Source organism: Ruegeria sp. A5 (assembly GCF_056543005.1).
Window position 1 is genome coordinate 1 of the sequence record NZ_JBQGAV010000007.1, and the last position, 13,716, is coordinate 13,716.

13 protein-coding genes and 1 pseudogene are annotated in these 13,716 nt (G+C 56.9%); 10 read left to right on the forward strand and 4 right to left on the reverse strand.

The window, feature by feature from the left end; translation table 11 throughout:
* The 8 genes and pseudogenes from ACR0AY_RS15245 to ACR0AY_RS15280 all read left to right on the forward strand — a co-directional run.
* Positions 1-149, forward strand: a pseudogene (locus ACR0AY_RS15245) (iron-containing alcohol dehydrogenase); the annotation flags it as partial.
* 2 nt (positions 150-151) lie between these two features.
* Complete coding sequence (locus ACR0AY_RS15250; protein ID WP_170397778.1) at positions 152-991, forward strand: EamA family transporter; 840 nt, start codon at positions 152-154, stop codon at positions 989-991.
* A gap of 178 nt (positions 992-1,169) precedes the next feature.
* Positions 1,170-2,063 (forward strand): DeoR/GlpR family DNA-binding transcription regulator, encoded by an 894-nt coding sequence (locus tag ACR0AY_RS15255; RefSeq protein WP_170514169.1) that lies wholly within the window; start codon positions 1,170-1,172, stop codon positions 2,061-2,063.
* A 20-nt stretch (positions 2,064-2,083) separates the two neighbouring features.
* A complete protein-coding gene (locus ACR0AY_RS15260; protein ID WP_170514174.1) occupies positions 2,084-4,123 on the forward strand; it encodes an ABC transporter substrate-binding protein in 2,040 nt (679 codons plus the stop codon).
* 61 nt (positions 4,124-4,184) lie between these two features.
* Positions 4,185-5,189, forward strand: a complete 1,005-nt coding sequence (locus tag ACR0AY_RS15265; RefSeq protein WP_170397787.1) for an ABC transporter permease — start codon at positions 4,185-4,187, stop codon at positions 5,187-5,189.
* A gap of 4 nt (positions 5,190-5,193) precedes the next feature.
* Positions 5,194-6,324, forward strand: a complete 1,131-nt coding sequence (locus ACR0AY_RS15270; RefSeq protein WP_170514177.1) for an ABC transporter permease — start codon at positions 5,194-5,196, stop codon at positions 6,322-6,324.
* Positions 6,321-7,319: an ABC transporter ATP-binding protein gene (locus tag ACR0AY_RS15275; protein WP_170407909.1), complete on the forward strand. Its 999-nt coding sequence runs from the start codon at positions 6,321-6,323 to the stop codon at positions 7,317-7,319. Before ACR0AY_RS15270 ends, ACR0AY_RS15275 begins: the two co-directional genes overlap by 4 nt.
* Positions 7,316-8,137 (forward strand): ATP-binding cassette domain-containing protein, encoded by an 822-nt coding sequence (locus ACR0AY_RS15280; protein WP_170514181.1) that lies wholly within the window; start codon positions 7,316-7,318, stop codon positions 8,135-8,137. Before ACR0AY_RS15275 ends, ACR0AY_RS15280 begins: the two co-directional genes overlap by 4 nt.
* On the opposite strand, the gene ACR0AY_RS15285 is transcribed toward ACR0AY_RS15280, so the two are convergent.
* Positions 8,138-9,235 carry an alpha/beta hydrolase gene (locus tag ACR0AY_RS15285; protein ID WP_480454367.1) on the reverse strand — a complete coding sequence of 366 codons (1,098 nt, stop codon included), beginning with the start codon at positions 9,233-9,235 and terminating at the stop codon, positions 8,138-8,140.
* Positions 9,236-9,332: 97 nt separating this feature from the next.
* Positions 9,333-10,640: an ATP-dependent protease ATPase subunit HslU gene (gene hslU / locus ACR0AY_RS15290; protein ID WP_170514186.1), complete on the reverse strand. Its 1,308-nt coding sequence runs from the start codon at positions 10,638-10,640 to the stop codon at positions 9,333-9,335.
* A gap of 198 nt (positions 10,641-10,838) precedes the next feature.
* Between hslU and ACR0AY_RS15295 the strand changes: the two genes are divergently transcribed.
* Positions 10,839-11,240 carry a DM13 domain-containing protein gene (locus ACR0AY_RS15295; RefSeq protein WP_170514189.1) on the forward strand — a complete coding sequence of 134 codons (402 nt, stop codon included), beginning with the start codon at positions 10,839-10,841 and terminating at the stop codon, positions 11,238-11,240.
* Positions 11,241-11,345: 105 nt separating this feature from the next.
* Complete coding sequence (locus tag ACR0AY_RS15300) at positions 11,346-12,587, forward strand: MFS transporter (RefSeq protein WP_170514192.1); 1,242 nt, start codon at positions 11,346-11,348, stop codon at positions 12,585-12,587.
* 29 nt (positions 12,588-12,616) lie between these two features.
* On the opposite strand, the gene ACR0AY_RS15305 is transcribed toward ACR0AY_RS15300, so the two are convergent.
* Both ACR0AY_RS15305 and hslV read right to left on the reverse strand, forming a co-directional pair.
* On the reverse strand, positions 12,617-12,970 hold the full coding sequence (locus ACR0AY_RS15305; RefSeq protein WP_170425354.1) for a hypothetical protein: 354 nt from the start codon (positions 12,968-12,970) through the stop codon (positions 12,617-12,619).
* Complete coding sequence (gene hslV / locus ACR0AY_RS15310) at positions 12,967-13,524, reverse strand: ATP-dependent protease subunit HslV (RefSeq protein WP_170397812.1); 558 nt, start codon at positions 13,522-13,524, stop codon at positions 12,967-12,969. The genes ACR0AY_RS15305 and hslV overlap by 4 nt, the downstream gene beginning before the upstream one ends.
* Between the last annotated feature and the right edge of the window lie 192 nt (positions 13,525-13,716).

The window sequence follows — 13,716 nt, forward strand, 5'->3', positions numbered from 1 at the left end:
CCATCCCCCGCAAACTCTCCGACCTCGGCGTCACCAAAGCCGCCATCCCCGAACTGGTACAAGGCGCAATCATCGACCCCTCATGCGGAGGGAATCCAATCCAACTCAACCAACAAAACATCACTGAGCTGTTTAAAGTGGCGATCTGACAGTGAGCGCTGAAATCGTTCTCATAATCCTTGCGGCCGCGTTGCTGCATGCGATCTGGAACACGGTTGTAAAAACAGCCGCTGACCGAACGGTCACGCTGGGTCTGGTTGCACTGGGGCATGTTATCCCGGGGGCGCTGATGGTAGCGGTTCTGCCGCTGCCGAATGTCGAGAGCCTGCCATATCTGGCAGGTTCGACTGTCGTTCATTTCGGATATTTCTACATGCTGAATCAGGCCTACCGGCATGGTGATCTCAGTGTGGTGTACCCGATCGCGCGCGGTGTGGTTCCTGCGCTGGTCGCTCTTTGGGCCGTAATATTTGCGGGCGAACATCTGCCGACGCAGGCATGGATTGGGATCGCGGTGATTGCCACCGGCATTCAACTGTCCAGCTGGTCGGTTTTGAGGCAAGGGGTCGGTAGGGCATCGCTTGTTTTCGCATTGGGAACGGGCTGCTTTATTTCCATCTACTCGCTTGTGGATGGCCTGGGCGTGCGGGTGTCAGGCAACATCCTGAGTTATTGGGCCTGGCATTCGGTTCTGCATATCTTTGTTGTGGGCTTTGTCGCGCTACGGCGAGGCGCGCGTGTGCTTGATTTGCCTCTGCGCATCTGGGTGATCGGGATTGCAGGCGGAATGGTGTCGATGACGGCTTACGGCCTAGTGCTTTATGCCAAGAATTTCGCTCCGCTTGGCGTCGTGTCAGCCTTACGCGAAACTTCAGTGATCTTCGCGGCCCTAATCGGATTTCTGTTCCTGGGTGAGGGCAATCCCATGCGACGCCTTCTGGCGGCCGTGATGATGGCTGCTGGCGTGACGCTGATCGCATTGTCGTCATGAACACATGCTGGGATGAGTTGAATGATTCTTGCGAGAGATCTGAAATCCACCTGTCACGCCGCATGAAACTGCAGGTTTGTTGTGCCATGTTGACCGGAAAAGACAAAAAAACCAAAATTGTCGCAAAAGATTTACATTTATTGTGGATTTTTGCGCGAAAATGTGACCGAGTCTGAAAATGGATGATGATAGCGTAACCATCCCACATCGTGGCCGAGAGCTGCTGGATGTCCTTGCGCGGCTGGGGGGGTCAGCGCGCAACACTCAGATCGCCCAGATCATGGACGTCTCTGAGGAAACTGTGCGTCGTTTGGTCAAGGCACTGGCGCGCGCGAACAAGGTTGAGCGTGTGCATGGCGGCACATTTCTGTCTCGGGCGCAGGATACACCGATGTTTTCGGGCGCGTTGGAGTATAATGCCGACGAGAAAACCAACATCGCCAGGCGGGTCTGCGGGTTGCTTGAGGACGAGATGGTGTTGTTCATCACCGTTGGCTCGACCATGACTCATGTGGCCGAGCAACTACGTGAGCTGCGGGGTTTGACCGTCGTTAGCAACTCTTTGTCAGTTGTCGCATCCCTGGCCGATCACAATGGCACGCGCGCCGTTCTGGCAGGGGGCGAAGTAATCCGCTCCGAACGAGGCAGTTTTGGCCGTGCAGCTGAAGAACTGGCGTGTCAGTACAGCTATGACGCGGTGATCTGCGGCGCGGATGCACTGTCGCTGGTTGGAGGCGTATTGGCTTCGAACCCGCTAGAGGCGGATCTGACCCGTGCGCTGCAAGGGAACACGCATCGCATGATCGTTGCAGCGGACCACACCAAATTCGGTGCAAAGGCAGCCAACGTGTCTTGCCCGTTCGACAAGGTGACGGATCTGGTGACCGATATCGCGCCACCTGATGCGTTTGCACCCGTTCTCAAGCAAGCTGGGGTCCAAGTGCACATTGCATCGCAATACGATGTCAAATCCGGGCCAGATGAAACAGAGCCCCGGAAGCAAAAAAAGAACAAAGAAACCTCCGAAAGCAAAGCGGGCAAATCGGGCTCTCGGAAACGCAAAACGAAATAAACAAAACCTAGGGAGAAAACATGAAAAAGCTTCTTATGTCTGGTGTGGCCTTTGCCACAATCGGGGGCGCGGCCTGGGCCAATTGTCCTGCTGCAACCGTCGCGGATATGCAGGGCGTCGCAGCCGGTGCTTATCCTCAGCAGTTTGATCTGTCCGAGTTTCAATCAGCTGCAAACTGTACGCTCAGCTTTGCAGAAAACCCGGCTATTGGGGATCTGAACGGCATGATCCGTGGCAATGGCGATCTTGCGGCCGTGGCAGATCGTCTGCCGGCTGACCCGTTGGTCATCGTACCCTATGACTCGATAGGTCAGTATGGCGGTGTTCTGGACGCGCTCTCCAACGCCACAGAAAGCGGCACCTCGGACTTCCTTTCGGTGCGTCACGTCAACCTGTTCCGCTATTCCGACGACCTGCAGACCCTGGTGCCCAACGTGGCGAAATCCTGGGAATGGAACGATGACTTCACCGTGCTGACCGTGAATCTGCGTGAAGGCCACAAGTGGTCGGATGGCGCGCCATTTACGGCGGCGGATATCGTCTTCTGGTACGATAACCTGATGATGGACACCAATGTCATCGCCGAAGCGAAGGATTATGCACTGGCGGGCGGTGAGCCCATGAATGTCGAAGCGCTGGACGACACCACCGTCCGCTTTACCCTTGCCGCGCCCAAGCCTGGCCTGACCGAGACATTCTCGTTCACCTATGTGCAGCCCTACCAGCCCAAGCATTTCTTTGAAAAGTTCCACCCGGCGCTGGATGACAACGCCGACGCCAACGCGCAGGCGCTTGGTTATGAAAACGGGTACGAGCTGATCAAGGCCTATTATGGCAACTCGGACTGGATGGATACGCCATCTCCGATGCTGACAGCCGGTGACAAACTGGCGGGTCTTCCCACCGACACCATGCCGACGCTGGAGAGCCATATCCTTGTGAAGGAGAGCACCGAGGGTCGTCACTACGTGGCCAACCCCTATTTCTTCCAGGTCGATACGCAGGGTAACCAGCTTCCCTACATTTCGGAAATGGATGAAACTTACGTTCCGGACGAAGAAGTTCGCACCCTTAAGTTGCTGAATGGCGAGGTCGATTACAAATCGCAGGGTGTTAACCTGACATCCGCTCCGGTGCTGCTCGAAGGTCAGGAGAACGGTAACTACACGGTCGAGGTGAAGCCTTCGATCGGCTATCCGGTTCTGACCTTCAACGTGACCGCAGAAGACGAGGCCAAGCGCGCGATCTTTAACGATATCCGGTTCAGAACTGCGATGTCTGTTGCGATGGATCGCAACCAGCTGAACGAGGTTGTTGCTTTTGGTCTGGGAACACCGACACAGTACATCGGCTTCTCGCCACGTCCCGATTTCATCGACGAAAAATGGTCGAACCATGAGATCGAATTCGACGCAGAGCGCGCCAATGCGCTGCTGGACGAAGTAGGTCTTGTCGACAAGGACGGTGATGGCTTCCGCGACTTGCCGAATGGTGATCCGTTTGTTCTGGATTGGCAGTTCTCGACCCAGCCAGCTTCGGCGCAACTGGTGGAACTGATTGCTCAGAACTGGAAAGACGTTGGCGTCAACACCGCGATCAAAGAGGTGACATCCGACGAATTCCGCGCCGCACAAACGGCCAACTCGCTGGATATGGGCCTATGGCTGAAGAGCCAGCCAGCCGGGTCGATCCTCGGGGACAGCGAGATCTGGGTGCCTCCGTTTGATGGCTATTTCGACGTACGCACAGGTATGCTCTGGGCTGAATACATCAGTTCAAACGGTGAAAACGGTGTTGAGCCGCCGGCTTGGGTCGCGGATCTGAAGGTTGCATTGGACACCTATCAGTCCAGTGCACCCGGCTCTGATGCGTCAGTATCCGCCGCGCAGAAGATGGTCGAGATCATGACCGGCGAGCTGCTGTTCCTGGGTACCGTGAATGCTCCTGCCCCGATCTATCACTCGAACAACCTGCAGAACTTTACCGAGTTCAAAACGCAGTCTTACGAGTTCTATCGGACCTATCCTTACCGCCCCGCACAGTGGTGGCTGAGCGAATAAGGTTGAGAAAATAAGAAGGTGGGCGCCCGCGCCCGCCTTCACGCATCCCGCGGGGACAGATATGTTGCAATTCTGCAGATTTGCCGCCACCCGGGCGGTTATGGCGTTGGTCACTTTGGTCATCGTATCGCTGATTGTTTTTTCACTGATGGAACTGGTGCCTGGTGACTGTGCCGAGCGCTATTTGGCGTATAAAAACACCCAAGGGTCCGCGATCACCGTTGCTGACGTTGCAGCAGAACGCGCCCGACTGGGGTTGGATCAACCGTTCCTGACCCGATGGGCCACCTGGTTGTCAGGGGCGTTTCGTGGCGATTTCGGCGAAAGCTGCATCCTGCGGGTGAATATTGCACAGCTGCTGGGCGACAAGTTCTGGCTGTCGCTGTGGATCTGCCTTGGCGCTTTGACGCTGGCTTATGCCATTGCAATCCCTGTGGGCATCATTTCTGCCGCCTCGCGCAGTGCGGTACTGAACAACTCGCTGCGGATCGTCAGCTATCTGGGTCTGGCGATGCCGAACTTCCTGCTGGCCCTGATGGTGATGCTGGTTTCAACCGTTTATTTCGGCGAGACTCTGACCGGGCTGTTCTCGCCCGAGTACAAAGAAGCGCCTTGGTCTTGGGGCAAGTTCCTTGATTTGCTGAAACACGCCTGGCTGCCGATCTTCATTCTGGGCTGGTCGGCCACAGCCTTTGCGCTGCAGACCGTGCGCGCGTTGATGTCGGATGAGATCGGGAAGCTGTATGTCACCGCTGCTGCCGCGCGGGGCATTTATGGCCGCCGCCTGTTATGGCGCTATCCGGCCCGTCATGCGCTGGGGCCGATCGTCAACAGCCTTGGCTTTGACCTGAACCGGATCTTCAACGAACTGCCCATTGTGGCGCTGATCCTGACATTGACCGAAGCCGGGGCGCTTTTGCTTGAAGCGTTGGCGCGGTCCAATGATCAGCAACTTGCGGGGGCCATCATCTTTCTGCTGACGGCATCAATCGTGACGTTGAATTTCTTCACCGACATTCTGCTTGCGGTGATCGATCCGCGCGTGCGCAAAAGTATCCTCAGGTGACCAGATGACTGCGACAATCGACAACCAAAAGGCTAAAGAAGCCTATTTCACCGCCTCGCAGCGTCAGTTGATCTGGGCCCGATTCAAGAAACAGCGCGCGGCGATGATTGCGGCCACAGTTCTGGTCGTCCTGATCGTGTCGGGCATCTTTGCTCCGTTCCTGTCGCCTTACGATCCGACCGCCGCAGGGCGTGACAAAGACTATTTGAACGGAGCCCCGCAGATTCCAAAATTCTGCGACAAGAATGGCTGCTCGATCCGCCCGTTCCTGCACGGGGTAACCCGCGAACGCTCGTTGGCGACCAATTTCCGCTGGGTCGAGAAAGTGAACGAGGATGAACGCCGATATATCCAGTTCTTCGTTCGGGGCGACAAATATAAGCTGTTTGGAGTCATTCCCGGTAACATCCACCTGTTTGGTGTCGATCAGGGCTATGTTCACCTGTTCGGAACCGACAGTGCCGGCAAGGATATCTTCAGCCGTACACTGCATGCGGTTTGGACGTCGCTACAGGTCGGAACGCTTGGGGTGATGATTTCGTTCGTGCTGGCGCTCGCGATCGGAGGGGTGGCCGGATATTACGGTGGAATGGTCGACAGTGTGATCCAAATGATCACCGATGCGATCCGAACGGTCCCGGCCATCCCTCTGTTCATGGCGATTGCGGCCTTTATCCCGCCGGAATGGTCGGCCGAGACACGGTTTTTCGTGATAACGGCCATATTGGGACTGGTCGGCTGGCCGACGCTGGCGCGGCGGGTGCGTACCCATCTGCTAACGGAACGCAATCAGGAATACGTGCTTGCGGCGAAACTGTGCGGCGCGTCGCCGGGCCACATCATCCGGCGTCATCTGCTGCCCAGCTTCACCAGCTACATCATCGTCGATCTGGTGATCTCGTTCCCCTATATGGTCCTCAGCGAAACCGCGCTCAGCTTTATCGGGCTGGGGCTGAAAGATCCGGTCAACTCACTTGGCGTGATGTTGCAGAATGTGACTAAGGCGGATGTTCTGCTGAATTACCAATGGTATTTCATCCCAGTCATCTTCTTTGTCGTTCTCGTGATGTCTTTCGTGTTCGTTGGCGATGGCCTGCGCGATGCGGCTGATCCTTATTCGGAGACCCGCAAATGAGCCTGATCGATGTCGAAAACCTGTCCGTTCAGTTCAAAACCGATGAAGGGTTGATCACGGCGGTCGAGGATGTTTCGTTTTCACTCGCTCCAGGCGAGGTGCTCGGGCTGGTCGGCGAAAGTGGATCAGGGAAATCAGTGACGGCAAAGTCACTGATGAAACTAAATCCACCCAACGCGATCTATGCGCCGGAAAGCCGGATCGATCTGCATCTCGACAGCGGCCCGGTTGATATCATGGCGCTGAAGCGGCCCAGGGACATGGAGATTGTGCGCGGCGGGGCGATCAGTATGATCTTTCAAGAGCCGATGGCCAGCTTTGCCCCCGCGATCACCATCGGCAAGCAGATGGTTGAACAGTTGCTGATCCACACGGACCTCAGCAAAAAGCAGGCCAAAGAACTATCGATCGAAATGCTGGACCGAGTGGGTATCCTTGAACCAGCGGCCCGGTTCAACCAATACGCTTTCGAATTGTCGGGCGGGATGCGTCAGCGGGCGATGATCGCCATGGCGCTTTCGACCAAGCCCAAACTGCTGATCGCGGATGAGCCGACAACGGCGCTGGACGTGACCATTCAGGCTCAGGTTTTGGATCTGATGAAGGATCTGGTGGCCGAGTTCGGCATGGGCATCGTCTTCATCACCCATGACCTAAGCGTCGTCGCCCAAACCGCCGACCGGGTTGCGGTGATGTACCTGGGTCGGATCATGGAAAGCGGACCTGTGCGTGAGGTGATCCGCCATCCGGCACATGCCTATACGCGTGGCCTGCTGAACGCGTTACCCAAACTCGATGATCTGGACGCACCGCTAACCCCGATCCCTGGCGATATCCCCTCACCTCTGGAGCGGCCATCAGGCTGCGTGTTCCATCCACGCAACCCGGAACTCAAACCCGGATCGCGATATGAAACGGAACGCCCACCCTTGACCGAGGTCAGCCCCGGCCATTTCGCAGCCATTTTCCCCGAAGACGTGCCAGGCCAGCCATGACAAATGCACTGATCAAAACCGAAAACCTGTCGGTCGAATTTCCCCTTGGTGGCGGGTTGTTTAATAAGCGCACGCTGAAGGCGGTCGACAACGTCTCGATCGAAATCCCGCGAGGGGCTTTTGTTGGGGTGGTCGGCGAGTCCGGCTCGGGCAAGACAACACTTGGCCGCGCATTGCTGAATGCGGTTCCAATCACCAGCGGTGGCGCAAGCTATGATGATGGTGAAGAGCAGTTCGATCTGACCAAAATGTCAGCAACCGATCTCAAGTCCTATCGCCGTCGGGCTCAGTTGATTTTTCAGGACCCTTACGCGGCGCTTAGTCCTCGGATGACCGTGCGTGATATCATAGCCGAACCGCTGGAGGTGATGGGCCTGACCGCATCGCGTGAGGAAACCGATGCGCGGGTTCGCGAGATTGCGGGCAAATGCCGGTTGAACCTTGAACATCTGCGACGCTATCCGCACGCGTTTTCGGGCGGTCAGCGTCAGCGGATTTCGATTGCGCGGGCGCTGGCCTGCAACCCGCGATTTGTAGTTGCCGATGAATGCGTGGCGGCGCTGGACGTGTCGATTCAGGCGGATATCCTGAACCTGCTGAAATCCCTTCAGCGAGATATGGGCCTGACCTTCATGTTCATCAGCCACGATCTGTCGGTTGTGGCCCATACCTGCGAATTTGTGGTTGTGATGTATCACGGCAAGATCGTCGAAAGCGCCCCAACGCGCGAACTGTTTGCCGCTCCCAAGCAAGACTATACCAAGCGGTTGCTGGATGCGATCCCATCGCTGGACCCCGATCATCGAATGCGTGCCTGATCAGGGCGCGCTGACCTGCGCCTGTCCGGTCTCGGTCAGCACAATCTCGGTCGCTCCATCTGCGCTGCGCTCGCTGGGTGGGACAAGGACATCGATGCCAGGCCGGTCGGGGCCAAAGGTGTTGCCGACCCGGCGGACCGAACTGAGAATGGCCAGCAGCGCCGGAGACGTCGCCGCCACGAAATGAGATGATCCCGCATCGCTGTTGAATGCAGTCGTGTCGATCACGCTGATCGGATATTCGGCCAATGCGTCGACCGAACTGATATTACCCAACCTCTGACTGTCCGCGGTGCCGCGCAGCCGAGCCGACAGGTTCAGAATCTTGTCCTTCTGGGACACCATCACCACAAACGGGTCGGGCGGGCTCTTGATGCTGTTCATCTGGGATCGGAACAGATCCACATCCAGATCAGGTGAGATCAGGATGACCCCCTCAAGATTGCGGCTTGCCCATCCCGGCTCGCGCAGTTCGGCTTGCCGCATCATCTCCATCGATAGTGCGCTGCCCATCGAATGCGCTATCAGGACGACCCGCTTTACGCCCATTGATTTGAGCAATCTAATGGTCTGTTCCAGCCCGTCTCGGGCAAACAGCATACTGTCCAGATCATAGGCGTAACCGGTGCCGCGTGCCTTACTGGGCCAGGAATAAATCAGAATAGTTCCGGGGATACCGATATCATGGCTCAGCTGAGCGGCCCGAAATGCGGTCTCGGTCTGCGTGGCGTTATACCCGTGAACAAAGATGACCACGTCATCCACGCCACGCAGACGGGACTTCAGATCCTGCGGACCAGAGAACTCGGTAACATCGGCCACGACAAACTGTTTGTTCGGATTCGGGTTCGCGTATGAGAACTTGAGTTCACCCGGCGTGTGCGACGGCGGAATCGAGACGGTCATCTCAAGGTAACGCAATGCCTCGGCACGGTTAGCTCCGTAGCTGCCATCCGGCTCGCGCGCCCGGGTAGTGGCGGCAAAGACCGTGGCGGGGGAGCCGACCTTAAGGGCTTCGGGTGTGATCTCTGTGATAGACCGATCCGCACAGGCGGTCAGCACAGACAGCGTCACAATGATGATGAAATAGCGCAGCACGCTCTGCCCCTGTGAAGTTACAGGGCTACGCTACCGTATTCCCGCCCCGCGTCCAGCCTGAGGGCACGACTCATTGGCAAAATCCGGCTGGCACCTGTTACAAAACGTAACGGCTGAGGTCTGTGGATTTTGTCAGCTCGCCAAGATTGTCGTTCACGAAACCTGCATCGACGGTGATCTCAGCCCCTGCCTGATCCGGTGCGGTGAACGAAAGCTCTTCGAACACGCGCTCCATCACCGTGTAAAGCCGCCGCGCACCGATATTCTCGATGCTTTGGTTCACATCCGCCGCAATCCGGGCCAAGGCTGCGATCCCGTCTTCGGTGAAACTGACCTTGACCTCTTCAGTGCCCATCAGGGCAGTATACTGCAGGGTCAGAGCGTTGTCGGTCTCGGTCAGGATACGTACGAAATCCTCTTCTGTCAGGGCGCGCAGCTCCACGCGTATCGGCAAACGGCCCTGAAGTTCTGGCAGCAGGTCCGAGGGCTTGGCGATGTGAAACGCACCGGATGCGATGAAAAGGATATGGTCGGTTTTCACAGGGCCATGTTTGGTGCTGACAGTGGTGCCCTCAATCAGAGGCAGCAGGTCGCGCTGAACCCCTTCCCGGCTGACATCGCCCCCGCGCGCATCGGATCGGGCGCAGACTTTGTCGATCTCATCCAGAAACACGATGCCGTTCTGTTCGACGGATTCCAAAGCCACACGGTTGACGGTTTCGTCGTCCAGCAACTTGTCGGCCTCTTCGCCAATTAACGCCTCATAGCTTTCAGCCACAGTCATGCGTTTCTTGACGGTCCGTCCACCGAAGGCTTTGCCGAAGATATCACCCAGATTCATCATCCCCATCTGACCACCCGGCTGGCCCGGAATATCGAACATCGGCATCGGGTTCGTGGTATCTGACAGTTCCAACTCGATTTCGGTATCGTCCAGCTCACCAGCCTTCAGCTTCTTGCGGAACATCTCGCGCGTCGCTTCGCGGGCGTCGGTTCCTGCAATCGCCTCGATCACGCGATCCTCGGCGGCCTGATGGGCGCGGGCTTTGACATCCTCGCGCATATACTCGCGGGTTTGCAGGATTGCGGCGTCAGCCAGATCACGCACGATCTGTTCAACGTCCCGACCGACATAGCCGACCTCGGTGAATTTGGTGGCTTCAACTTTGATGAAGGGTGCGCGGGCCAGTTTGGCCAGACGGCGGCTGATCTCGGTCTTGCCAACGCCGGTGGGTCCGATCATCAGAATGTTTTTCGGATAGACCTCATCGCGGATGTCATCTGGCAACTGCTTGCGCCGCCAGCGGTTGCGTAGCGCCACGGCGACGGCGCGTTTCGCGTCTTTCTGCCCGATAATAAAGCGGTCCAGTTCCGAGACAATCTCGCGCGGGGTCAGGTCGGTCATATGTGTTCTATCCGTATGTTTCGCAGCGGAACCTAATCATACGGCGCGAAAACACAAGCCGATCACGAGAAGATCACGGCAACTCACGGGCAGCACACGGAATTTCGTGGTGATGTGAATCGCCAGATGCACAGCGTCTGCGGCATAACCTTTCGCGACGGACTCTGCGTCCGTATGACATTAGGGAGATACCTCATCATGATGACTCGTCGTTCGCTTTTTGTGAAAGCTGCAGCTACCGGCGCGGCCCTGTCTCTGGTCGGCACCACCGCTGCCCTGGCCGGTGGCGCAAAAAAGAAAGGCACATTTGAAGGCCGCTCGAACCACGTCACTACCGGTTCGGTAAAACTGGTCAAAGATGGCGAGCGTTACATCGTTGAACTGGGCGACGACTTTTCGCTGGACAACGGCCCCGACCCGCGTGTCGCATTTGGCAAGGACGGCACATACGCCCCAGACAGCAAACTGGGCGCGCTGCTGCACCTGACCGGCAAGCAATCCTATGCCGTGCCACCAACCATGGATGTCTCGGGCTACAACGAAGTTTACATTTGGTGCGAGGTTGCCAGCGTCCCGCTGGGCGTTGCTTCGTTGAAGTAATCACACCCTTCAGGGGTCGGGCTTTCCGGCCTCTGACACGCCGTTAGGTGACAGGGCAACTGTCTGTTACACTCGCCCCAAGATATTGGAACTGGGGGCGTTTTCATGACCAAGATTGCCAAGATCACCCTGCTGTTTGTGGTCTTTGTTGACCTGATCGGACAAGGGCTGGTGTTTCCCATCATCAACTCCCTGATCATGGAAACGAAGTCCGGCTTCTTGCCGGAAAGCACGGCCATGGGCACAAGGCACTTTTATTATGGTCTGGTGATCGGCTGCTTCTTCCTGTCTTGGTTTCTGGGGGTGGTCTATGTCTCGAAAGTTTCAGACTCCATCGGGCGCAAGAATGCTCTTCTGGTCTGTTTGACCGGGGCGCTGGTCGGCTACGCCCTGACCATCGCAGCGCTTTATCTCAACAGCCTGCTTCTGCTGATCATTGGTCGTTCGATCACCGGGTTTACGGCTGGAAATCAGCCCATCGCACAAGCGGCGATGATCGATGGCAGCACCGACGCTGCCGACCGCGACCGCAACATGGGTTATATTGTGACCGGTGTCAGCTTTGGCTTGGTCGGAGGACCGATCATAGGCGCGGTTCTGTCCGATGCAGCCTTATTGGGCAGCGCGGCGACATTGAAAACGCCTTTCTACGGGGCGTTTGTACTGGTCCTGATTGCAATCTTTCTTGTGACCGCGTTCTTTAAGGATACCAGAACCGAGCGTGAACCTTTTGTATTCCGCCCACGCGACATCACCGACAGTCTTATTGCTGTGCGCGAGCACCCGCTGGTTCTGAAGATCATGCCAGTTTACGCCCTGTTCATGGTCGCCAACGTTACTTTCTATGTATTCGTCGACAACTTCCTGACCAGCGCGTGGGGTTATGGCGTAATAGGGGGCAGCATGGCGATGGTGGTCATTGGCGTTGCGCTGGCCTTTTCCAGCACCTTCCTTGTGAAACCAGCGCAAGAGAGGTTCAGCAAGCACCAGATCATCTACACCTCATTGGTCACCATGGTGATCTGTGGCTTTGCCTTCGCATTCAGCCCCAGCGGGGTGCTGAGCTATATTCCGGTCTTTTTCTTCTACTTCTTCTTCGGCGTTTCTTACCCGACGCTGCTAGGCCTGTTCTCGTCCAGCGTTGCGGAAACGGATCAGGGCTGGGTCATGGGCGTGACCACAGCCGTGTTCTGCCTAGCAGGCGGTATCATGTCCCTGATCGGAGGCGGATTGATGAGCATCGACATCCGCGTGCCGTATTATATCGTCATTGCCACTGCCTTGATGGGCCTGATCGGGATGCATCTGAGGTGGAAGGGGAAAGAGATCAAAGCGCTATTGGCGTAAAGAACAGCCGATAGAGCGGAAAGGGTCACCTACTCCTGCTCTTCCTCGATTTCTTCTTCGTCAAGTTTGCGCTGGCTTTCCTGCAATGGCGCGCGCTCGATCAGTGCCCAAATTTCCTTTTTGGTCTTCTTTGAAACAGCGCCTCTGGCTTCCAGCTCGATCAATAGCGAGCGTGTCTGATCTTCGGTGCAGCCAATTGTTCTGCTGAGCCGTTCCAGAGTTTTGAACTTGTACTTCGTATCCCTCAACATGGACTCAAGCAGCTTCTTGCGAGGCTCTTTCCATGTCTTGGCGTGCTTCCGGTTCCGATATTCCTCAAGCACAATCGGCCCAACAATGCCGCCAATCAGCCCACCAAATATCGCTGCCAGAACCGCACTCATGACCCGATCGTCTCAACCGTCAGATTGCCGTTGGTATACACGCAGATATCCGCAGCAATTGCCATAGCTTCACGCGCTACATCCTCGGCTGGTTTGTCGCTATCCATCATCGCACGGGCCGCCGCCAGGGCAAAGTTGCCGCCCGACCCGATTGCAGCGACGTTGTGTTCCGGCTCAAGCACGTCCCCTGCCCCAGTGATCACGAGCAGATCCTTGCCGTCGGTCACAATCAGCATCGCCTCGAGCTTCTGCAGATACTTGTCGGTGCGCCAGTCCTTGGCCAGCTCGACCGAAGCACGCGCCAGTTGGCCGGGCGTCGCCTCAAGCTTGGCTTCCAGACGTTCCAGCAGCGTGAACGCATCCGCCGTAGATCCGGCGAATCCGGCGACCACTTCGAACCCGCCCGGTGTCAGGCGACGCACCTTTCGCGCAGTGCCCTTGATCACGGTTTGGCCCAGGCTGACCTGCCCGTCCCCGGCGATGACAACCTGCCCGCCCTTCTTGACGCCAATAATAGTGGTGCCGTGCCATCCGGGAAAATCGCTGTCTGCCATGAATGCCTCCGTTATCCGTGCTGCCATATATGGGCCGGGCACGGGTTCTGCGCAACCGGTTCTAAAACTGCCCAAAAGATATGCAGTAAACGCAAACCGGGGCTGTTGAGTCAGCATTTGTGAGACTCAGCCGCCGGAGTTACATGAGGCTTACAACCGACAACGGGTCGGCTGTTTCTGTTAAAAGGACTA